General features: G+C 65.6%; 26 protein-coding genes. 11 read left to right on the top strand and 15 right to left on the bottom strand.

Annotated features, from left to right (window positions below):
* Nucleotides 1-57: 57 nt before the first annotated feature.
* From ACVWYQ_RS03055 to ACVWYQ_RS03045, 3 genes are all read right to left on the bottom strand, one after another.
* Entirely contained in the window at nucleotides 58-339 is a 282-nt protein-coding gene (locus ACVWYQ_RS03055) for a hypothetical protein (protein WP_456725402.1), read from the bottom strand.
* A 260-nt stretch (nucleotides 340-599) separates the two neighbouring features.
* Complete coding sequence (locus ACVWYQ_RS03050) at nucleotides 600-1,247, bottom strand: cell envelope biogenesis protein TolA (RefSeq protein WP_456725401.1); 648 nt, start codon at nucleotides 1,245-1,247, stop codon at nucleotides 600-602.
* Between the two features lie 115 nt (nucleotides 1,248-1,362).
* Complete coding sequence (locus ACVWYQ_RS03045; protein WP_157287472.1) at nucleotides 1,363-1,767, bottom strand: VOC family protein; 405 nt, start codon at nucleotides 1,765-1,767, stop codon at nucleotides 1,363-1,365.
* 349 nt (nucleotides 1,768-2,116) lie between these two features.
* Between ACVWYQ_RS03045 and ACVWYQ_RS03040 the strand changes: the two genes are divergently transcribed.
* The gene (locus tag ACVWYQ_RS03040) at nucleotides 2,117-2,467 is read left to right on the top strand and encodes a zinc ribbon domain-containing protein YjdM (RefSeq protein WP_456725400.1); all 351 of its coding nucleotides are present in this window, start codon (nucleotides 2,117-2,119) and stop codon (nucleotides 2,465-2,467) included.
* 6 nt (nucleotides 2,468-2,473) lie between these two features.
* Here the strand turns inward: ACVWYQ_RS03040 and ACVWYQ_RS03035 are convergent, their stop codons facing one another.
* The gene (locus ACVWYQ_RS03035) at nucleotides 2,474-3,388 is read right to left on the bottom strand and encodes a DMT family transporter (RefSeq protein WP_404541419.1); all 915 of its coding nucleotides are present in this window, start codon (nucleotides 3,386-3,388) and stop codon (nucleotides 2,474-2,476) included.
* 85 nt (nucleotides 3,389-3,473) lie between these two features.
* The gene (locus ACVWYQ_RS03030; protein WP_404541421.1) at nucleotides 3,474-3,890 is read right to left on the bottom strand and encodes a nuclear transport factor 2 family protein; all 417 of its coding nucleotides are present in this window, start codon (nucleotides 3,888-3,890) and stop codon (nucleotides 3,474-3,476) included.
* A 129-nt stretch (nucleotides 3,891-4,019) separates the two neighbouring features.
* Here ACVWYQ_RS03030 and ACVWYQ_RS03025 point away from each other — a divergent pair, with 129 nt between their 5' ends.
* Nucleotides 4,020-4,571, top strand: a complete 552-nt coding sequence (locus ACVWYQ_RS03025) for a bifunctional transcriptional activator/DNA repair enzyme AdaA (RefSeq protein WP_456725399.1) — start codon at nucleotides 4,020-4,022, stop codon at nucleotides 4,569-4,571.
* On the opposite strand, the gene ACVWYQ_RS03020 is transcribed toward ACVWYQ_RS03025, so the two are convergent.
* Entirely contained in the window at nucleotides 4,568-4,819 is a 252-nt protein-coding gene (locus tag ACVWYQ_RS03020; RefSeq protein ID WP_275499232.1) for a hypothetical protein, read from the bottom strand. The two genes, ACVWYQ_RS03025 and ACVWYQ_RS03020, sit on opposite strands and share 4 nt — an antisense overlap.
* A gap of 171 nt (nucleotides 4,820-4,990) precedes the next feature.
* Nucleotides 4,991-5,194, bottom strand: coding sequence for a hypothetical protein (locus tag ACVWYQ_RS03015; protein WP_025035973.1), 204 nt, complete (start codon nucleotides 5,192-5,194; stop codon nucleotides 4,991-4,993).
* Between the two features lie 241 nt (nucleotides 5,195-5,435).
* Between ACVWYQ_RS03015 and ACVWYQ_RS03010 the strand changes: the two genes are divergently transcribed.
* A complete protein-coding gene (locus ACVWYQ_RS03010) occupies nucleotides 5,436-6,737 on the top strand; it encodes a M15 family metallopeptidase domain-containing protein (RefSeq protein WP_404541423.1) in 1,302 nt (433 codons plus the stop codon).
* Nucleotides 6,738-6,741: 4 nt separating this feature from the next.
* Here the strand turns inward: ACVWYQ_RS03010 and pdxY are convergent, their stop codons facing one another.
* Nucleotides 6,742-7,557 carry a pyridoxal kinase gene (pdxY, locus tag ACVWYQ_RS03005; protein WP_275499235.1) on the bottom strand — a complete coding sequence of 272 codons (816 nt, stop codon included), beginning with the start codon at nucleotides 7,555-7,557 and terminating at the stop codon, nucleotides 6,742-6,744.
* A gap of 56 nt (nucleotides 7,558-7,613) precedes the next feature.
* A complete protein-coding gene (locus ACVWYQ_RS03000) occupies nucleotides 7,614-8,246 on the bottom strand; it encodes a TetR family transcriptional regulator (RefSeq protein WP_404541425.1) in 633 nt (210 codons plus the stop codon).
* 98 nt (nucleotides 8,247-8,344) lie between these two features.
* Between ACVWYQ_RS03000 and ACVWYQ_RS02995 the strand changes: the two genes are divergently transcribed.
* Together ACVWYQ_RS02995 and ACVWYQ_RS02990 are read left to right on the top strand one after the other, a co-directional pair.
* Nucleotides 8,345-9,010, top strand: a complete 666-nt coding sequence (locus ACVWYQ_RS02995) for an O-methyltransferase (protein ID WP_404541427.1) — start codon at nucleotides 8,345-8,347, stop codon at nucleotides 9,008-9,010.
* Between the two features lie 167 nt (nucleotides 9,011-9,177).
* Nucleotides 9,178-9,522, top strand: coding sequence for a DMT family transporter (locus ACVWYQ_RS02990; protein ID WP_157287445.1), 345 nt, complete (start codon nucleotides 9,178-9,180; stop codon nucleotides 9,520-9,522).
* Between the two features lie 43 nt (nucleotides 9,523-9,565).
* Here ACVWYQ_RS02990 and ACVWYQ_RS02985 read toward each other — a convergent pair whose 3' ends face one another.
* The 3 genes from ACVWYQ_RS02985 to ACVWYQ_RS02975 all read right to left on the bottom strand — a co-directional run bounded on the left by ACVWYQ_RS02985 (nucleotide 9,566) and on the right by ACVWYQ_RS02975 (nucleotide 12,341).
* Nucleotides 9,566-9,772 (bottom strand): hypothetical protein, encoded by a 207-nt coding sequence (locus tag ACVWYQ_RS02985; protein ID WP_036000235.1) that lies wholly within the window; start codon nucleotides 9,770-9,772, stop codon nucleotides 9,566-9,568.
* A gap of 128 nt (nucleotides 9,773-9,900) precedes the next feature.
* The gene (locus ACVWYQ_RS02980; protein ID WP_036000293.1) at nucleotides 9,901-10,182 is read right to left on the bottom strand and encodes a hypothetical protein; all 282 of its coding nucleotides are present in this window, start codon (nucleotides 10,180-10,182) and stop codon (nucleotides 9,901-9,903) included.
* Nucleotides 10,183-10,418: 236 nt separating this feature from the next.
* Complete coding sequence (locus ACVWYQ_RS02975) at nucleotides 10,419-12,341, bottom strand: FAD-binding monooxygenase (RefSeq protein WP_404541430.1); 1,923 nt, start codon at nucleotides 12,339-12,341, stop codon at nucleotides 10,419-10,421.
* A 102-nt stretch (nucleotides 12,342-12,443) separates the two neighbouring features.
* Between ACVWYQ_RS02975 and ACVWYQ_RS02970 the strand changes: the two genes are divergently transcribed.
* Both ACVWYQ_RS02970 and ACVWYQ_RS02965 read left to right on the top strand, forming a co-directional pair.
* Nucleotides 12,444-12,908, top strand: a complete 465-nt coding sequence (locus tag ACVWYQ_RS02970) for a MarR family winged helix-turn-helix transcriptional regulator (protein ID WP_271546818.1) — start codon at nucleotides 12,444-12,446, stop codon at nucleotides 12,906-12,908.
* A gap of 118 nt (nucleotides 12,909-13,026) precedes the next feature.
* Nucleotides 13,027-13,458: a COG4315 family predicted lipoprotein gene (locus tag ACVWYQ_RS02965; RefSeq protein ID WP_404541432.1), complete on the top strand. Its 432-nt coding sequence runs from the start codon at nucleotides 13,027-13,029 to the stop codon at nucleotides 13,456-13,458.
* A gap of 42 nt (nucleotides 13,459-13,500) precedes the next feature.
* On the opposite strand, the gene ACVWYQ_RS02960 is transcribed toward ACVWYQ_RS02965, so the two are convergent.
* A complete protein-coding gene (locus tag ACVWYQ_RS02960) occupies nucleotides 13,501-14,097 on the bottom strand; it encodes a L,D-transpeptidase (protein ID WP_404541434.1) in 597 nt (198 codons plus the stop codon).
* A gap of 343 nt (nucleotides 14,098-14,440) precedes the next feature.
* Between ACVWYQ_RS02960 and ACVWYQ_RS02955 the strand changes: the two genes are divergently transcribed.
* Nucleotides 14,441-15,511: a hypothetical protein gene (locus tag ACVWYQ_RS02955; RefSeq protein WP_404541436.1), complete on the top strand. Its 1,071-nt coding sequence runs from the start codon at nucleotides 14,441-14,443 to the stop codon at nucleotides 15,509-15,511.
* 351 nt (nucleotides 15,512-15,862) lie between these two features.
* The gene (locus ACVWYQ_RS02950) at nucleotides 15,863-16,093 is read left to right on the top strand and encodes a DUF6894 family protein (RefSeq protein WP_025035960.1); all 231 of its coding nucleotides are present in this window, start codon (nucleotides 15,863-15,865) and stop codon (nucleotides 16,091-16,093) included.
* 1 nt (nucleotide 16,094) lies between these two features.
* On the opposite strand, the gene ACVWYQ_RS02945 is transcribed toward ACVWYQ_RS02950, so the two are convergent.
* The gene (locus ACVWYQ_RS02945) at nucleotides 16,095-16,877 is read right to left on the bottom strand and encodes an SDR family NAD(P)-dependent oxidoreductase (protein ID WP_271546824.1); all 783 of its coding nucleotides are present in this window, start codon (nucleotides 16,875-16,877) and stop codon (nucleotides 16,095-16,097) included.
* A 127-nt stretch (nucleotides 16,878-17,004) separates the two neighbouring features.
* Between ACVWYQ_RS02945 and ACVWYQ_RS02940 the strand changes: the two genes are divergently transcribed.
* Nucleotides 17,005-17,397, top strand: coding sequence for a hypothetical protein (locus ACVWYQ_RS02940; protein WP_271546826.1), 393 nt, complete (start codon nucleotides 17,005-17,007; stop codon nucleotides 17,395-17,397).
* A gap of 113 nt (nucleotides 17,398-17,510) precedes the next feature.
* On the top strand, nucleotides 17,511-17,759 hold the full coding sequence (locus ACVWYQ_RS02935; RefSeq protein WP_404541438.1) for a hypothetical protein: 249 nt from the start codon (nucleotides 17,511-17,513) through the stop codon (nucleotides 17,757-17,759).
* A gap of 18 nt (nucleotides 17,760-17,777) precedes the next feature.
* Here ACVWYQ_RS02935 and ACVWYQ_RS02930 read toward each other — a convergent pair whose 3' ends face one another.
* Nucleotides 17,778-17,963, bottom strand: coding sequence for a hypothetical protein (locus ACVWYQ_RS02930; protein WP_271546830.1), 186 nt, complete (start codon nucleotides 17,961-17,963; stop codon nucleotides 17,778-17,780).
* Nucleotides 17,964-18,092 lie beyond the last annotated feature (129 nt).

The following is an 18,092-nucleotide window of genomic DNA, read 5'->3' as shown; positions in this document are numbered from 1 at the left end:
TCCCGCATCTGTCAGCGTACGCTCATGCGCCGATCAGTTTGGCGTCGGTCGGTGCCTTCACCACCAATACGGCCAGCGCCATCCCTCATAGCGCACGTAGGACGGCACCAGGGGCGGGCCATAGGGATCGACCCGGTCGTGCTCGGGGCGATAGCGATAGCGTGGCACGATGTTGTAATCCCACGGCGTCGGCCTCAGCACGGGCGCCGTGATGATGAGCCGCTCCTGCGGCGCGCGAACGACGATGGCTCTCCGCGTCCGGGCTTCGGCGTCCGAGGTTGCAAGGCCGCTCAGCACCAGGGCGGTGCCGAGCGCGCAGGCGGCAGTCATCTTTGTCATGCGTTGGTCTCCTTCGCGCGGAGAGTGCAAAAGGATGCCAGGCGAGGCAAGCAAATTTCGCGCGAGATCTGGAAGATGGGCGCTGCCAGATTTTTGCGACGCTGCCTCCGCCGTCATTGCGAGCGGAGCGAAGCAATCCAGACTGTCACCCGGCGGCAGTCTGGATTGCTTCGTCGCAAGGGCTCCTCGCAATGACGGCGAGTATGACGCAGGAGTGGTCTGGATGAGCAACAGAACTCCCGGATGTCGGCACCTGCCTCTCACTCGCGCGCGCGGCGCAGGGCCTGATCCAGCTTGTGCCTCTGCTTATCCCAGCGCTCCTGCTCCGCTTCGGCGCGCGCCTCGAGCGCGGCCCGCTCGGCTTCGATCGCCCCCGCCTTCGCTTCGTGCTCGCGTGTTGCCTTGTCGAGCGCTGCTTCCGCCGCGGCAACCGCCTTGTCGCGCCGGGCACGCTCCTTGGCGCGGGCGGCCTCCTCCTTGGCACGCGCTGCCTCGCGGCGTCGCTCCTCCTTCTCGAAAGCTGCTGCGGCCTTGCGGGCGGCTGCATCATCGATTTCGCGGGATGCATGCCGGGCTGTCTTGGCGGGACGCTTCTTTGACGTCGGCTTGCTCTCGGCCTTGCTCTTGGACTTGCGCTTGGGCTTGGCCTCGCCCCCGCCGAGATCGGTGGGCAGCTCCGCGCTCTCGGTGAACGGGCCGTCCGAGCCGACCGGGCGCCTGAGCACCACGCCCGGCTTCGCCATGGTTGCGGCGACGACATCGGGATCGTCGGTCTCCCTGGCGACACCCTGATGGAACAGATTGGAGCTGGCGCCCCAGGCGGCAAGCGCCGCCTTCATCGAGGGCGCGGCGATCGCCTGATCGTAGAAGCCGAGCGAGGTCTGGTAGGTCTTCAGCTTCTTTGCCATATCGCTCCGATGTCGGCGCAGCTTTCCGCGCGCGAGCGTAGCCCGGATCGAGCAAAGCACAATCCGGGGTCGTGCGGCACGCTCGGCGCTGGACTACGCTTGCGCTCCATCCAGGCTACGAATCTTCAAGCAACGCGTCATAGCCTTGCGCGCTGAACGCCAATAGACAAAAACCGTGCCCGAACGGATCGGCCAGCATCGCGATCCGGCCATAGGGCGCATCACTCGCCGGCACTTCCAGGATCGCCCCGGCAGCGAGCGCACGCGCGACGGCGGCGTCGACATCGTCGACGACGACGTCGATATGCATCGGCGTCCAGTGCCGCTCATAGCGGCGGCGGTCGCCGCCGGCGCCGATGGTGCCGGCCTGCTTGGTCAAGAGATACACCGGCGCGGGCCAGCCGTTGAGCTCGACGAAGTCGGCGCCGAAGCGGCGGCCGACCGAGAGGCCAAAGGCTTCGGTGTAGAACGTCGTGGCTTTCGCTACGTCAGGAACGTCGATGTTGAGGAGGAAGCTCATGAGCGGCTCGTCGCAAGTTGAGGCGCGAGCGTAGCCCGGACGGAGCGCAAGCGTAATCCGGGATGGTGCCGCACCCGACGCCCCCGACCCCGTTCCACGATGGCATCATGCCATTGTTTTGCCCGACGCGTCAACTCTTGTTCGATTTTACCGAAGTCAGGAAAAACCCCGAGCAATTCCATACGGATGGCTACTGTGCATGGGGTTGTTTTCGCAACACTTGCTTGAGCCGGCCCTCGATTGCCCCTCAGGCTCAGAATCGGCCGCGAGCACCTGCCAGCTTTTGCTTGCTTTCCCGGTTCCCGCCTCTACGGTCGCGCCGCGAACGAAGCGCGAGACAAGACCCGTCATGACCGACACGATGAAATGCCCGACCTGCAATTCCGAGCACGCCTATCAGGACCGCGATCTCTGGGTCTGCCCGGAATGCGGCCATGAATGGAGCGGCGCGGCGGAGGCGGCCGCGGACACGGCGCAGGATACAGGCGTGCGCGATGCCAACGGCAATTTGCTCGCCGACGGCGACAGCGTCATCGTGATCAAGGATCTCAAGATCAAGGGCTCGTCCTCGGTCGTCAAGGGCGGCACCAAGGTGCGCAACATCCGCCTGCAGGACGCCAGCGACGGCCACAACATCGCCTGCAAGATCGACGGCATCGGCGCGATGAATCTGAAGTCGGAGTTCGTGAAGAAGGCGTGAGGCCCGCTAGCTTTGCCGCTGCGCCAGGTAGAACCCGCACAGCACCGTCACGAGGCCTGCCATCTGCAGCATCGTCGGCGGCTCGCCGAGCAGCAACCAGCCCGTGAGCAGCGTCAGTGCGGGCACGCAGGCCGGAAACACCGCGGCGCGGGCGACGCCGAGACGCTGGACCGAGACGGCATAGAGATAGAGCGCCGCGGGGCCGGCAAGCACGCCCTGCGCCAGCGCCTGGATGGCGTTCTCGGTCATGCCAATTGATGCAATGTGGGCGAGGCCGACCGTGGCGACGTAGACCGGCACCAGCAGCAGCGACAGCACGTTGATGACGAGCGCAGCCGGCACGGCCGAGACGCGCCATCGGCGCAGCATCGCGCCGAAGCCGGCGAACATGAACCCGGCGAGCACGAAGATCAGATCGCCCTGAATGCCGTCGGCGCCGATGTGGCCGATCGATTCCGCACCGATCACGCCGAGGCCTCCGACGATGACGAGCGCGCCGGTCAGGCGCGAGGCGGAGATCCGCTCCTTCAGCACGACCGCCGCGAGCAGGAGGCCGCCGAGCGTGGCGCAAGAGGGCTGGATCACGCTGCCATGGCCGAGCGGGACGAACAGGAAGCCGCTGTAGGAGATCAGCGACATCACGGGACCGCCGAGCACCATCAGCACGAGCCCCCTGCCCCAGCCGATGCCGCAAAGATCGGAGAGTCCGGCGCGCAACACGAGGGGCAGGAAGGCGATCCCCGACCAGACATAGCGATGCACCAGCAGATCGACCGGCGTGAAGCCGGCCTTGAGGCCATGCCGCGTGGCGGCAAAGCCGAGCGCCCAGAACAGCGCCGCGGCAAGCCCGCAGACCACGCCGAGCAGTGCCGGCGCGGCATCCTTCTTCTGAGCGTCGGCGCCGCTCGTCCGCTGATCCATGGATCTCTCGATATGTCGGCTCGCTGAGCCGCTCAACCCACGCGGCTGCAGGGCTGTCACGCGAGGGCAATGCCGACTGCGCGTGTTACAGCCCCTCGTCGAAGACCATCCGCCATCCCTTGCGCGTATCCATGTATTCCCGCACTTGCCTGATCCGGTCGCCCACCACCTCGAACACGAAGCAATACTCGTTCTCGTACGGCTTGCCGCCGGGCAGCGTGGCGCGCATCCGCTCCTCCACGATCACGACATCGCCGTCGACATACACGCCGCGGAACGCGATATCGATGTTCGAAAACAATCGGTGCATCTCCTGCGCGATGAAGCGGGCGATCTGGTGCGGCCCCTTCATGTGATCGGTGTGGTCGAGCGCGATGGCGGTGGCATTGCCCTTCGGCGCGATCCATTCGGCGTCTTCGGTGAAGAGTGCCGCGATGCGCTCGGGATCGCGTGACGAAAAGGTGTTCCAGGCGTTCAGTACGACGTCTCTCGGGCTGGTCACGATGGGGTCTCCGGCCGTGTTGCGATGAGAACCGCCTTCTAGGCCGCGGTGCGCGCCGCGGCTCGCCGCAATCGGACTCGGTCATCCGGCTGCCCTTCCGCCGCCGACCTCATGCGCTACCATGCGATCATGTTGAGCTTTGATGTCTGCAACGCCGCGCGCCTGCGCCGCGATCCCCGCTATGACGGCCGCTTCTTCACGGCGGTGAAGACCACGGGCATTTATTGCCGGCCGGTCTGTCCGGCCAAGCAGCCGCTGGCGCGCAATGTGGTCTATTATCCGACGGCTGCGGCTGCCGAGGCCGCCGGCTTCCTGCGCTGCCGTCCCGAGACCGCTCCTTTCTGCCCGGCCTGGAACGGCACACGCTCCACGGTGGCCCGGGCCATGAGGCTCATCGATGACGGCGCGCTCGATGAAGGCTCGGTGGTCGATCTCGCGACGCGGCTCGGCATCTCGTCGCGTCACCTGGCGCGCCTGTTCGAGCGCCATGTCGGCGCTACGCCGCAGCAACTCGCCAAGACACTGCGCGTCCAGCGCGCCAAGCGCCTGCTCGATGCCGGCGATGACAGCATGACCGCTATCGCATTCCAGGCCGGGTTCGGCAGCCTGCGCAGGTTCAACGCCGCCTTCGCCGAACTCTACGGCCGCTCGCCGTCAAGCCTGCGCGCGCGGCGAGCTTAGCGGCCCGCGCCAGTGATCACGTCCGCGGTCTTCACCTTGCGCGGGCTGAGCACCTTCGCCTGGTGGACCGAGGCGATTGCGCTTGGCGTTGCGACCCGCTGCTCGACATGTGCGGCACCGAGCACGCGCACCTGCAGCGGGGAAACCGGGAAACCGTTGGCCTCATAGGTCGGCAGCTCGGCGGCGAAAGCCGCGGTACCGCCCGCGATCGTCAGGAAGGCGGCGATCGACAAGGTCTTCTTGTTCATTGGTGATGCTCCGAAGTTTGAGAGTCGGAGCCTATTTAGGCGCATTTTGCTGCAACGCGACATACACCGCCGCATTGCAACATCGCATGCGGTGCATGACGTTATGCCTAAAGCGTCCAGGGATTTGGACGAATCGCGCCCGCTGCGACGCGGCGCCTCCAGAGGAAGTGCTCAGCCGCCGAGCACGTTGCCCCAGCCATCGAAGAGATAGGTCTTCCAGGCCACGGTTCCATCCGCGCCAGGCCGGCTGGCGCGGCGGTAGTCCTCGGCCTGGTCGGCGGTCCAGGTGATGATCGTGTCGGAGAGACGATCGTGCAGGATGGCGGGCTCGGTGGGGTCGAAGGCGTCCATGGGACGAAGCGAGGGATGCGTCATGGCGCCTCCAACGCACCAGCCGCAACAAAGTTGCGGCAGCGTCAAATGGAACCGGGCGTTGCACTTCGGCCACAGTTGCCCCGAAAAGCCCGCACGCCCCGATTTGCGCCATTGCGCCGCCACACCGTGGCCCGAACAATCGACGTGCTGCGTGCCTTTCCGTGCGACTGTTTCGTCAGACTGTTTGCATCATCACTGTTCGGGCAGGATTGTTCGAGCAGACCGTTTGGAGGCAGGGATCATGAACGATCGGCGGTCTCTTCTGGTGGCGTTATCGTGTCCCTCGGCGGTTGTCGCCGGCTGGCTGGCATTGTCTCTCTCCGCCTATGCGCCTGCGCTCATCGAGAATAGCGGCGCCAATGTAGCTGCGATCTCGCACGCCAAGGATCTCGGCCGCATCGACCTCGCCGACGTGCCGCGCGCTGCGACCCTTGAGGACCGCTTCGCCTTGACCGCCGACATCGCCGCCGCCGTCGCTGCGGCCCCTGCCGCGCCGGCAGAGGCAACGCCCGAGGAGCCCGCCTCCACCATCAAGCTCGCCTCGGCCGACCCGGCGCTGATCCTGCCGGCGGAAGCCGTACCCGCGCCGCCGATCTTGCCTGAACCGGAGCCCGTCGTCAGCGAGATTGCTCCCGCCCCTGCGCCCGAGCCCGTCAAGCTCGCATCCGCCGATCCCACCGAGATCGTGACGACGGACACATTGTCGGCCGCGGCGAGCGCGAGCGACCCCGTTGCGCCTGCGCGCAAGGCGTCACCGCCTGCCGACAACATCGCCGTGCTCGACGAATGCTTCGTCATGGAAGCCTGCATCGACCGCTACCTCTGGGCGCTCTACCAGCGCACCGCCAAGGAAGACACGATGAAGGTGCAGGAGCGGCGCGCCGTCACCATCAAGCGCAAGGGCAAGACCGTCACGGTGATGCGCAGCTTCACCAAGCTGGTCGATCAGGACTTCACCTGGAAGGATCCGCATGCGGCCGAGCGCGCCGGCATGTCGATGATGGACTACGTTATCGGCGGCATGGACAAGAGCTTCAAGCAGAAGCTGTTCCGCATGATGCTCGCGGCCGAAGCGGCCGGTCTCTCGCCGGGCATCACCAGCGCGTTCCGCGACGACTATCGCCAGTCGATCGCGAGCGGCCTGAAGGCCGCCTCCAACCGCTCCTATCACGGCGGCAGCACGCGCGGCGGCTACGGTCACGGCATGGCGGCCGACATCGTCAGCACGCAAGGCAGCAACCGGGCGCAGCGCTGGGTCTCGACCGAAATCCTGTGGAAGTGGGTCGATGCCAACGGCAAGGCGTACGGCATCGGCCGACCCTATCTCGGCCGCGATCCGCCCCATGTCGGCCCGATCGACGGCCAGGAATATATCTCGAAGCGCGGCACCTCCGACCGCAAGGACGTTGCCGGCGCCAAGCCGAAGAAGACACAAGGCCTCGCGAGCGCCAAGCCGCCGAAGGCTGACGTCGCGCGCGAGCACAAGGGCTCGGCGGCCAAGCCGCAGAAGTCGGCGCAATCGGCCGGCAAGCGCGCGACCTGACGGTTTACGGCTTGCGCTCTGCCGTCGGCAGCGGGACCAGCCGCATCTCGGCCGAGCCGGCGTCCTGCGTGCGTACCAGCACGGCAAAGACCGTGTCGACCGCGCGCCCTACCGCCAACTCCATTGCTTCGCCCTTGGCCAGATGCGCCGCGATCAGCCCGGTAAGGAGATCGCCGGTGCCGTAGGGACGGATCGGCAGGCGCGGCGTCGCAAAGCGCGACAATCGCCCATCAGTGCACAGGATCGTCTCCACCTGCCCCGCCGCCGTGTCAGCGAGGGTGCAGCCGGTGGCGACGACGTCGGTGCCTGCCCCAGCCAGCACCGCGCAGGCCGCGCTGAGGCTCTCGGCGTCGGCAATTGCGGCGCCAGAGAGCAGCTCGAGTTCGAACTGGTTCGGCGTCGTCAGGTTCGCCGCCGGCAGCAGCCGGTGGCGGAGCACGTCCAGGATGCCGTCCGCGACATAGACGCGGCCGTCGTCACCGATCACGGGATCGCAGAGATAGACGAGCTTTCCATTCCGCGTGCGCGCCCGTTCGACGAAGTCGGCGATCACGGCGGCATTGCCGGGCGAGCCGAGATAGCCGGTAACGAGCACCGCGGCCTCGTCGACCAGGCCGCGCTCCTCCACGCCCTTGAGGAGATCGGCGACGAGCTCGGTCTCCAGCACCCGCCCGCGCAGGCTCGGATAGCGCGGATGGTTGGACAGCAGCGTCGTCGGCACCGCAGCGACGTTCACGCCCTCCGCCTGCATGGCATAGGCGGCCGCGCTGTTGCCGACATGGCCGTGGACCACCTGGCTCTGGATGGAGATGACGAGCATGAAAGAGGTCCGTACGGACAAACGTGGAGCGATGCAAGTGTCGCCCGGATCTCGCTTCAGCGTCGGCCCAATTCCCCGAGATAGGCGCAGAACATGTCGGCAAGGCCGTCGGCATGATGCGCAATCTCGGCATGACTGCGTGGCGTCTCCGAAAATCGCTTGCCGACCTCGCTGAGCGTGGTCGTGATCAGCTCGCCGGCGAGACCCCGCGTCGCATTGGAAGTTTTGGGCAGCGCCTCTCGCATGAAGGCATCGACGATGCCCTTGCTGGCCGCCCGGACCTCGCGCGCTTCGGGTGCGTCACGATAGAGTGGCGCGGCGTCGTTGAGGGCCGTGCGGATCGCAGCCTCCTCGCACTCGGAGCGGATGAAGGCATGGACCAGCGCGCGCAACCGCGCCGGTGGCGGCTTGGCGCGATCGGCGAGGATATCGCGCAGCAGCTCGCTCGTATGCCGCCACTCGTCGCTCTGGAGACGAAACAGGATTGCGGCCTTGTTTGGAAAATATTGATAGAGCGACCCGACGCTCACCCCGGCCCGCTCAGCCACCCGCGCCGTGGTGAAACGTTGCGCGCCCTCCTTCGCCAAAACCTGAACAGCCGCATCCAGAATGGCCGCCACCAGCTCCATCGAGCGGGCTTGTTGCGGCTGTTTTCGCGAGGAAATTGAACGGCTTCGACGGTCGGCCATGGGTCGCTCCGGCAATGCGAATAGGAAATGCGACGAATTAGTCGTATTTCAAACGACGCGCAAGCACGCGCTTCTTTCGCCAACTCTGGAGACTTCGAATGACCACCCCGACCATCGCTTCGCTTGCGCCGCTACTGGATCGCCTGTTCAGCGAAGCCGAGGCAGCAAGCGAAGCAACGGAAGCCGCAGTCGCAGACCTGTCCGACGCAGAGCGGGAGCGGATGATGCGGAGCATGACCGAATATCGCGATCTCTATGGACGCCTGAAGGACGCACCGCTCGCGGTCTCGCGCGCGACCGGAGCGCTGCTCTACATGCTGGCGCGCAGCTCCCACGCCCGATCCATCGTCGAGTTCGGCACCTCGTTCGGCATCTCGACACTGCACCTTGCCGCGGGCCTGCGCGACAACGGTGGGGGGCACCTCATCACCAGCGAGTTCGAGCCGTCCAAGGTAGCCCGGGCGAGAGACAACCTCTCGGCCGGCGGCTTGATCGATCTCGTCGACATCCGCGAAGGCGACGCGCTGAAGACGCTCAGCACCGATCTGCCCGAAACGATCGATCTAGTGTTGCTCGACGGTGCCAAGGCGCTCTACCCCGGGATCCTCGATCTGGTCGAAGGCCGTCTCCGGCCGGGGGCGATTATCGTCGCTGACAACGCCGACGATAGCCCTGACTATCTGGCGCGGGTGCGCGCACCCGGCAGCGGCTACATGTCCACGCCCTTTGCCGAAGATGTCGAACTCTCGGTCCGGATCAATTAAGATCGCATCGAAGGATCGGGACATCTCGAGCCGCCGCACGCCCGTCGCGCGGCGGCTTCGCGTCGACTGGAGCGGAAGTCACCGGACACCGTCGGCAATGTCGCAGGTTCGTCATTCGCACGTGATATTCGCGACCCGCGCGGTATCTTCCTCACGCCGAGAGGCTCATGACCTCCGCCTTCAACGCCTATGCGGCTCTCGCCCTCGCCATCGTGTTCGAGGTCACCGCGTCGGCGTTCCTGCAGCAGTCCGCGCAGTTCACCCGTCCCTGGCCGACGCTGGCGATGGTGCTGTTCTACGTCGCCTCGTTCTACGCGCTCTCGGTGGCGATCCGGGTGATTCCGTTGAGCATCGCCTATGCGATCTGGGGCGGGGTCGGCATCATCCTGACCGCCACCGTCTCCTTCGTGCTGTTCCGTCAGATCCTGGACGCCGCAGCCTTCGTCGGCATCGCGTTGATCGTATCAGGGGTGGTGATCATCAACCTGTTCTCGGAGACCACCGTGCGTTGATGCGCGCGGCACCGGCTCTGAAGGTCCAGGCCGCGCTCCACCATCACGCTGCGGACAGCTGATCGAGCTCGGACGGCGCGTAGGCCTTGCCATCCTGGTCGGTGACGACCACCCGCCACCCCTCGCTCGCCCACACTTTCGCCTTCGCTACGATGAGCAATCGGCTCTCGCGGGCGAAACTGTACTTTTCGTTGTCGCGTTCTGCGACCATCTTGTAGGCCAATTCGCATCCCCTTGCGTCGCCCTGCACCCGGCCTTCTCGTGGCAGCGGGCTTTGGCGGCAATTCGCCGGGAGCGTGGCAATTTCGTGCCATCCACGAGGCCTGTGGCCGGCCCCGTGCCGTCGCAACAGAGCGATCTCGTTGCCTCGGATCGGCGCTAGTGCACGCGGATAATGTGCGGGCGGCCGAGATTGATGAGGCCCTGCACCGCCGAAAGACGGTCATTGAGGGCTGCGATGGTGAGCAGCAGATTGTTGCGACGCTCATCGAGTAGTCCCATTTCTGCGCCCGACAGCTTGGTGCCCGCCCGCTCCTTGTGGATCTCCTCGAGGGATTCGCGCAGTCCGGCAATCAGGCCGGCCAGCTGCTTGGCCTCCTTGGTCATCGACCGCTTCGCGACATTTTGCTGACGGCGCGTCTCCGCTTGGTTCTGTCTCATCGTCATCCTCCGGTGCCCCGCTGCCCCGAGTGGATGCTTACAGCTTTGGATAGACATATTACGATCGATGAAATCTGCCCGCGAAGAACTTTCTTAAATTGTACGCGCACGGAACCGGAGGGCGCGCGCAAGCGGTAAGCCCGGCACGAGGGCCGGGCTTTCGTTGCAGCCAGTGCTAGCTCGGCTGCGCCGCATGCGGCATCGCGGGCGGCACGGCCCACGCGGCGCTTTCGGCGTCAGCTCGCCGGCAGCATGAAGGCATCGAAGAACGATGCGAGCCCGGCAAAATCGTCGAGCGGCAGCACGGTCGCGACATACTGGTCGGGCCGCACCACGACCATGCAGCCGGCAGCCCGATCGATGCCGCGCATCGTGAAGACGTCGTGGCCGCTCTTGAGATCCGGGCAGAACATCTTCTCGTAGTCGTACAAGCCGTAACGGCCTTTGCTCGGGAGCAACATCGGCGGCATTGCCTCGATGGCGAGCTCGCGATGGTCCTGCTGAAACACCGCGCGCAGATCGATCACGCTGTCGATGTCAGCTCCAACAGGCGTATATCGACGGATAGGTGACTTCCGGGATTCCGCGAGGAAATTGCACAAGGCACGAATGGCCGAGCCCGACGCTGCGGGGTTCTCAGCGGGCGAGAACGCGTAGATGCGGAAGCGGCCATCAGCCCGTGCGGCATGGCCGAGATGCACCGGCTTGGCGTCCGCCAGCCGGATCACCGGCGCGGAATGGAAGCGCGTGCCGATAATGAGGCCCTGCGCAAGGTGCTGATGCGTGGCCGCGCCGGTGAGTATCGACGGCTTGTAATGCGTTGCCGTGCCCGCGGTAAAACGTCCGTGCCGGACGAAATAGTCCTGCGTTTTGGCGGCATCGGCGCCGCCGGCCTTGGCGGCGGAGGCGAGGATATCAGCCCATTCGCGATCGAAATCGATCAGCTCCTTCGCGACTGCCCGGCGCTCGGCCGAGTAGGAATGCAACAGGCTTTGCGCACATTGCCTCCGCAGCACGGCGGCGAGCTTCCAGCCGAGATTGAAGGCATCCTGCATCGAAACGTTCATGCCCTGCCCGGCCTTCGGGCTGTGGGTGTGGCAGGCATCGCCGGCGATGAAGATGCGCGGCAGGCGCGTCTCGATCTCGCCCTCCGGCACGTCGTCGAACTTGTCGGTGAGGCGCTGGCCGATCTCGTAGACCGACCACCAGGCGATCTCCTTCACCTCAAGCCGATGCGGCTTCAGGACCCGCTGCGCTTTCGCAATCACGTCATCGGCGGTGATGTTGCGATTGGCGACGCGTTCGCCGACATCGAGCTTGGCGAGCTCGACATAGATGCGGACCATGTAGCCGCCTTCGCGCGGAATGATCAGCAGGCTGCCGTCCTTGGCCGACTGGATCAGCGACTTGAAGCGGATGTCCGGAAAATCGGTCACCGCCAGCACGTCCATCACGCCCCAGGCGTGGTTGGCGGAATCACCGTGCAGCTCGCGCCCGATCGACTTGCGCACCGTGCTGCGGGCGCCGTCGCAGCCGACGACGTAGCGGGCCTTGATCGTCTCGACCTTGCCCTCGTTCGCGGCATCGACGCGTTCGAGGCGCACGGTCACGGCATGATCGTCGGCACCGGCGGCCGGATCGACATTCACATCAAGCACGCGTCGGCTGTAATACGGCGCGAGCTTCGCCGGCGACTTGCGCATGACGTCGAGAAAGCAATCATGGACGCGCGCCTGGTTCAGGATGAGGTGCGGGAATTCCGACAGCCCGTCCTCGACGTCCTGCACCCGGCCACTGCGGACGATCTTCTCCGGCGCCGCTTCATCCGGCTTCCAGAACGTGGTCTCGTTGACCCAACAGGCCTCCTTCAGCACACGCTCGCTGAAGCCATAGGCGTGGAACATCTCCATGGTGCGGCAGGCGATGCCGTCGGCCTGACCGACCAGCAGGCGGTCCGGCTTCTGCTCGACGATGCAGGTCCTGATGTCGGGGAATTGCGCGAGCTGGGCGGCGAGCGTCAGGCCGGCCGGCCCGCAGCCGACGATGAGGACATCGACCTCGCCAGGCACGGCGCCCGCCGCTCCCGATGCCTGAACGCGCGCGGCAGGATCGGCGATTTCAGGGTCGCCCGGCTGAAATCCATTGAGATGGAACTGCATGAGCACCTCTCCCGCCAAATTCTGTTTGGTTATTGCTCAGTATGCTGACTATCAGTATACTTGTCAAATGATCCGCACCGCTCTGCCCCGGAGGAGATTTCGGTGAAAGACAACAACGACATGCCCGGACATCTGGCACGCCGCTTCCAGCAGATCTCGGTCGCGGTGTTTCTGGCCGAGGTCGGGGATGCCGGCTTCGATCTCACGCCGGTGCAATACGCGGCGCTTGCGACCATCAAGGCCAATCCAGGGCTCGATCAGGTGACGCTCGCCGGATTGATCGCCTACGATCGCACCACCATCACCGGCGTGATCGATCGCCTCGTCCAGAAGGGCCTCGCGGAGCGGCGCCCCTCCAGCCGCGACCGCCGCGCGCGTGAGCTCGAAATCACCGACGAGGGCCGCCGCACGCTGCGCAAGATCACCCCGGCCGTCGAATCCGCGCAGCGCATCATGCTGCGCGGCCTCAGCGCGAAAGAGGGTGAGGAGCTGATGCGGCTGCTGCGCAAGGCGATCGCCGCCGGCAACGAGCTCAGCCGCGCGCCGCTGCGCGATACGCAGCTCTGATCGCGGACCATGTCCGTAATTGTCGCAGCGCACGAAACCAGGAACTAACCTTCGGCTGCTAACGTCGGCCGCATTGGGGCGCTTAACGCGCGATTAACTTTGCGGGGCGGAGTTTCGGATGTTCAGGTTCTTCGTTGTGGCCGCGGCCGTCGCGCTCTCGACCGTTCAGGCGGTCGCAGGGGGCCATGGCGGCGGCGATCCTCCTCCGCCGAAGGTCGAGGCGCCAACGGCTCCCGCGAAGGTGATCCTGACCAAGCAGGGGCCCAAGCTCGTCGATCTCAACGGCATGACGCTCTACTATTACGAGCGCGACACCACGGGAAAGACGTCGAACTGCAACGGCAAATGCATCGAGAGCTGGGTGCCGCTCGCCGCAACGGCCGACGCCAGGGCCGTCGGCGACTTCACCGTGATCAGCCGCAACGACGGCAGCAAGATGTGGGCCTACCGTTATCGCCCGCTCTACACCTCGCCCGCCGACAAGGCGCCGGGCGACGCCAACGGCAACGCCACGACGCTGCAATGGCGGGTCGCCCGGCCTGAGAACTAGAGCGTGACAACGCACCAAAACTCGAACTGACCGGCGCAGACCTCAGCCGCGCCAGCGCCCGCCCGCCGCGGCCTGCGCGCTCTGCCCCGGCGGCAGCACCACGACCATCGAATTGAGCTTCACCCGGTCGTAGAGATCGATGACGTCCTCATTGCGCATCCGGATGCAGCCGGACGAGATCGCTTGCCCGATATATTCGGGCTGGTTGGTGCCGTGGATGCGATAGAGCGTGTCCTTGTTGCCGACATAGAGATAGATGCCCCGCGCGCCCAGCGGATTGGCGGGACCGCCGGGAACGCGCGCGGGATAGGGACCGAGTCGCGCCTGAATATCCGCGGTCGGGACCCAGTCCGGCCATTCCGCCAAACGGCCGACTCGCGCGACGCCGGAGAACGCCATGGCTTCCTCGCCGACCGCAACGCCGTAGCGGATCGCCTTGCCCTCGGGCAGCACGTAATAGAGGTAGCGCGCGTCGGTATCGACCAGGATCGTGCCCGGCAGCTCCTTGCGATGATAATCGACGATGTGACGCAGATATTGCTGGGGCACGTTCGCCTTCGCGTAAGGCGCGTGCGCGAGCAACTGACGGTCGCGCGGCGTCATGCTCGCATCCGTCGATGGCGAAAGTGTCGTCTGCATGCAGCCGCCGAGCGGCAACAGGGCTGCGACGAACAAAACGAGTAGAGATCTTGGCACCGCCGGCCCCCCAATAGCGGAATAACAACGCCCCCAACGTCGTCAGATATTGCCAAAATCGTGCTGAAAACAAGGCGGTGCAGGAACACATGCGCGTGTTCGGCAAATCGGGTTCCATCACCACAAAGGGCGGAAGAGTGTCGCATCATCTCCATCCCCTCGCCTTGCTTTGGTCAAACCCGGCTGGACTCGTGCGGCATGGGGACCGGGGATGGGCTCACCTCGGATCAGCCCCGCGCCAATGCGGATGCCTTAACCTCGAACACTGGGCTTCAAAGGAGCTGCGATGCTCGCGACGCTGAACGCCAAGCAAATCGTCGATGAGATCGTGAAAGACACGGTCAAGGACAACGATCCTCACGACGCGGTCCAGATCTCGCCCGAGATCGTGCGGGCCTCGCGCCCCGCCAGCGTGTCGCCTGAGCTGGCGCCGGAGATCGCGCCGCGTCCGGAGCCCAGGTTTGCCCCGGAACCCAAGTTTGCCCCGCAGCCCAAGGTCGCGCCGAAGTTCACTCTGGAGCCGGCGCGCGCGCCCGAGCCCAGCATCAACGTCGTCTACGGAAAATCCACTGCGGCACCGTCGATCGACACCGCTGTCCGCGTCACGTCCAGCGATGGTCCCGTGATGAAGAAGCGGTCCTCCGTCGGCAAGTGGCTGCGCGGGGCGTTCGTCACGTTCCTGCTCGCCGGCGCCAGCGTGGCCGCCAGCATCGCCTGGGAGAAGCACGGCGACACAGCAAAGCAGTTGCTGGCCGAATGGACCCCGGCGCTGACCTCGCTGCTGCCGACGACCTCGTTGCTGTCTGCGACACCGCAGCAAAGCGCGCCGGTCGCCGCCGCCCAGGCTGCGCCGACCGCAGCGGAAGCCGCGCCCAACCAAACGGTGGATCAAGCTGCTGCGCCGCCCGCAGCTCAGCTTGCTGCGGCTCCGCCCGCGGCACCACAGCCCGTCGACGCGGCGCAGTCGGTGCAATCGATGACACGCGATCTCGCCGCCATGGCGCAGCAGATCGAGCAGCTCAAGGCCAACATCGCCGAGTTGAAGGCCGGACAGGAGCAGATGGCGCGCGAGATGGCGAGGCCACCCGCAGCGAAGCCGGTCACCGAAGCGCGGCCGCCGGTTGATCCGCGCGCACGCGCAGCCGCGGTCCCGTCGCAGCCCGCGGCGCCGCCGGTTCGCAAGCCCAAGCCGCCTGTAACGCGGACCTACATGCCGGCTTCTTCGCCCGCACCGCTCGCACCTCCGCCGCCGTCAACGCAGGCCGCCGCCGCGCCGCCGGCTGCGCCGACCACGACGACGCAAGCCGTTGCCGATGACGACGGACCTATCGTTCGTCCGCCGATGCCGCTGCGTTAGAATAACGCCGACGTCCCGCGCACGCTGTCCGAGTCGATGTGAAGCGTTAACTCCGGGCGATTACGGTGAGCGACGTCTCGCTCAAGAGAAAAGGCCGTCGGGATCTATGCCGGCGGCCTTCTCTTGCAGCTGCCGGTTCCCGGAGCCCGGTTCTGCTGCAATTCCATGCCTTAATGATCGCGCAGGCATATTTAATAAATTCTTAACGAGCCCGCACGCTGCACATCATTTCTGCGCCATAAGCCCAGAGATTGCGCGCTCTGTTCATTCGATAGAGGTCGACTCAGTGGTACCATCCGACATGTGTTGAGACTTGCACTGAAGCTCAGATCGTCACACCGGGGAATTCGGATGCCCTACTATTATTTCGATCTCGTGGTTGGTGAAGAGTTCAAGAACCAGGGTGGAATCATCCTCGAGGACATCGAGGTTGCCTCCGATCGCGCTGATCAATTGGCCTGCGAGCTGTCGCAGGTGAAGCCGGAGCTGCAGCAGAAGGGTTGCGCGGTGCGCGTCACCGATCGCGATCACAACGAGCTCTATCGCACGCCGCTCGATCCGGTGCCGGCCTGGCAGCGCTAGGCTAATCCAGCACTGGTGCTTCGAACCAGTTCGTCAGCGACAATCCGCCGTCGACGACGAAGGCCGCGCCGGTGACGTAAGCGGACAGCTTGTTCGACAGCACCGTGAGCGCCATCGGTGCGAGATCCCCGGCCTCACCGAGGCGTCCGAGCGGAATGTGCCGCGCCAGCGCGGGATCGGCGACGAACCCGCCGGCTGCGATCGCGCCGGGAACTAGAGCGTTGACGCGGATGTCGTAGCGTCCGAGCGTCTTGGCCAGCTCCTTCACCAGCATCGCCATGGCGGCCTTTGCCGTCGAGTAATGCGCCAGGTTGCGCGGCGTGCCCGCATGTAGCGAGGTCAGAAACAGGAACGAGCCCGGCCGCTTCGCCGCGATCAGACCTTTGGCGAGCCCGCGCGCCAGGTGAAAGCCGGCATCGAGATTGACGGCATGCATCTCCTGCCAGATGTTGCGATCGACTGCGAGCAAGTGATCCGCCTCGCGCCGCGGCGGCGAGGCGCTGTGGACGAAATGCGTGACCTCGCCCAGCGCGGAATGTGCTGATGTCAGCAGCTCATCGCAGGCCTCGAGGCTGGCAAGATTGCCGACCCAGGGCACGGCGAGATCTGGCCTCTCGCTCGCGCCGATCGCGGCGCGCACCCGCTCCGCGCTGACATCCGCGAACACGGTACGGATGCCCTCGCCGACCAGGCCGAGCGCGATCGCGCGGCCGATGCCGTTGCCCGCGCCGGTGACGAGCGCGGTGTCGCGGGTGGGATCGAACGGCGTGCTGAACAGGCTCATGTCGCGCTCCGATGCTGGGGAGCGCAGGTTAGCCTACTCGGCCGAGCGGCGACAATTGTGTCCCGATCCCATTGCCGAGCAGCGCGGCGGACGCTAGCCTCTCGAGAAAATGGAGGAGGTCCCAAGGATGCGAACCGGTTTTCTGATGACGGGCCTGTTGCTGTTGGCCGCCCCGGCCCTCGCTGGCGATGCGCCGCCGCGATCGACCTATGTGACGATGGTCTTGCAGGCCTTCGCCGCCAAGGTCGAGTGTCCCAACACCGATCTCGCCTATCAGGACCTCGTGCAGAGGGCGCAGCAGATGCAGCTACCCGACGGCACCACCGAGAAGGTGCGCAAAGCGATCGCCTGGATGCACACCGGCGGCAAGATGGGCGAGAAGCAGGACGATGACCTGATGGCGGAGGTCGCGATCGCGACCAAGGCGACCGACCTGGACCAGCGCCGCCTCGGCATGTCCGGCTGGTGCGAAGCCCAGAAGACCAATCTCGCCGGCCTGATCCGCAGCAAGGGTGGCTAGCGCGCCGGCTTCACCGCGTTAAGCACGCCGCGACGGAATCTCCGCCGCGGCCCAAAATCGTCACAATCCTCGAAAGCATGCGGCCTCTTTTCGGATTCGAACAGGAGGTCCTCATGCGGAGTATCCATTTCGTTTTCGCCGGCGCGATCGCAGCCGCCGCGGTGCTGACTGCGCCCGCATTGGCGAGAAACTCCGACGCCCAGAAGGGCGGGGAAAAGTCCACCTCGCCATCCTGCAGTGCCTATCAGCAGGCGCCGGACGGCTCGTGGGAACCGCTGCCCTGCAAGGAAGCCGGCGAGCGCGGGCAGCCCCAGACACAGAATCGCACGCCGCAGCAAGGCGCCGATCGCGGGGAGCGTTGAAACTCGCGCGTTCGAATGTCAGCTGTGATGCGGGCCGCGCATGATCTTCATGGCGTCCACAATGTGACGCCATTCCCTGGCCTCGTCGACTTCGCCGCGGCCCTCGCAGGCCTGGGCCTGCTCAGCGGCCTTCGCGATCGCAGCAAAGCCGTGCTGTTCGAGCATTTGCCGGGCAAGTGTATGGACCTGGACCTCGGACATCATGGGCGCTCTCCCGTGTGACCAAAGACGGCGCAACGCCGCCGGGGGGTCGCTCACAACGATCGAGGCGTGGGGCGCGTTCCGTCGATGTCAGGTCCAAGACGTCGATGTGAGCGGCAAAGACAAAGGCGG

Source organism: Bradyrhizobium sp. USDA 3397, from assembly GCF_054060965.1.
The sequence above is the reverse complement of the archived record's forward strand: the minus strand, read 5'-3'. Positions and strand labels throughout refer to the sequence as shown.

Excerpts from the sequence above, each read along its gene's own strand:
- ACVWYQ_RS02955 (WP_404541436.1), top strand. The coding sequence starts at position 14,441 with ATGCTCGCGACGCTGAACGCCAAGCAAATCGTCGATGAGATCGTGAAA.
- ACVWYQ_RS02990 (WP_157287445.1), top strand. The coding sequence starts at position 9,178 with ATGACCTCCGCCTTCAACGCCTATGCGGCTCTCGCCCTCGCCATCGTG.
- ACVWYQ_RS03025 (WP_456725399.1), top strand. The coding sequence starts at position 4,020 with ATGTTGAGCTTTGATGTCTGCAACGCCGCGCGCCTGCGCCGCGATCCC.
- ACVWYQ_RS02945 (WP_271546824.1), bottom strand. The coding sequence starts at position 16,877 with ATGAGCCTGTTCAGCACGCCGTTCGATCCCACCCGCGACACCGCGCTC.
- ACVWYQ_RS03055 (WP_456725402.1), bottom strand. The coding sequence starts at position 339 with ATGACAAAGATGACTGCCGCCTGCGCGCTCGGCACCGCCCTGGTGCTG.
- pdxY (WP_275499235.1), bottom strand. The coding sequence starts at position 7,557 with ATGCTCGTCATCTCCATCCAGAGCCAGGTGGTCCACGGCCATGTCGGC.
- ACVWYQ_RS03035 (WP_404541419.1), bottom strand. The coding sequence starts at position 3,388 with ATGGATCAGCGGACGAGCGGCGCCGACGCTCAGAAGAAGGATGCCGCG.
- ACVWYQ_RS02940 (WP_271546826.1), top strand. The coding sequence starts at position 17,005 with ATGCGAACCGGTTTTCTGATGACGGGCCTGTTGCTGTTGGCCGCCCCG.
- ACVWYQ_RS03000 (WP_404541425.1), bottom strand. The coding sequence starts at position 8,246 with ATGGCCGACCGTCGAAGCCGTTCAATTTCCTCGCGAAAACAGCCGCAA.
- ACVWYQ_RS02935 (WP_404541438.1), top strand. The coding sequence starts at position 17,511 with ATGCGGAGTATCCATTTCGTTTTCGCCGGCGCGATCGCAGCCGCCGCG.
- ACVWYQ_RS02995 (WP_404541427.1), top strand. The coding sequence starts at position 8,345 with ATGACCACCCCGACCATCGCTTCGCTTGCGCCGCTACTGGATCGCCTG.
- ACVWYQ_RS03010 (WP_404541423.1), top strand. The coding sequence starts at position 5,436 with ATGAACGATCGGCGGTCTCTTCTGGTGGCGTTATCGTGTCCCTCGGCG.
- ACVWYQ_RS03015 (WP_025035973.1), bottom strand. The coding sequence starts at position 5,194 with ATGACGCATCCCTCGCTTCGTCCCATGGACGCCTTCGACCCCACCGAG.
- ACVWYQ_RS02965 (WP_404541432.1), top strand. The coding sequence starts at position 13,027 with ATGTTCAGGTTCTTCGTTGTGGCCGCGGCCGTCGCGCTCTCGACCGTT.
- ACVWYQ_RS03040 (WP_456725400.1), top strand. The coding sequence starts at position 2,117 with ATGACCGACACGATGAAATGCCCGACCTGCAATTCCGAGCACGCCTAT.
- ACVWYQ_RS02980 (WP_036000293.1), bottom strand. The coding sequence starts at position 10,182 with ATGAGACAGAACCAAGCGGAGACGCGCCGTCAGCAAAATGTCGCGAAG.
- ACVWYQ_RS02930 (WP_271546830.1), bottom strand. The coding sequence starts at position 17,963 with ATGATGTCCGAGGTCCAGGTCCATACACTTGCCCGGCAAATGCTCGAA.
- ACVWYQ_RS02950 (WP_025035960.1), top strand. The coding sequence starts at position 15,863 with ATGCCCTACTATTATTTCGATCTCGTGGTTGGTGAAGAGTTCAAGAAC.
- ACVWYQ_RS02960 (WP_404541434.1), bottom strand. The coding sequence starts at position 14,097 with ATGCAGACGACACTTTCGCCATCGACGGATGCGAGCATGACGCCGCGC.
- ACVWYQ_RS02975 (WP_404541430.1), bottom strand. The coding sequence starts at position 12,341 with ATGCAGTTCCATCTCAATGGATTTCAGCCGGGCGACCCTGAAATCGCC.
- ACVWYQ_RS03020 (WP_275499232.1), bottom strand. The coding sequence starts at position 4,819 with ATGAACAAGAAGACCTTGTCGATCGCCGCCTTCCTGACGATCGCGGGC.
- ACVWYQ_RS03045 (WP_157287472.1), bottom strand. The coding sequence starts at position 1,767 with ATGAGCTTCCTCCTCAACATCGACGTTCCTGACGTAGCGAAAGCCACG.
- ACVWYQ_RS03050 (WP_456725401.1), bottom strand. The coding sequence starts at position 1,247 with ATGGCAAAGAAGCTGAAGACCTACCAGACCTCGCTCGGCTTCTACGAT.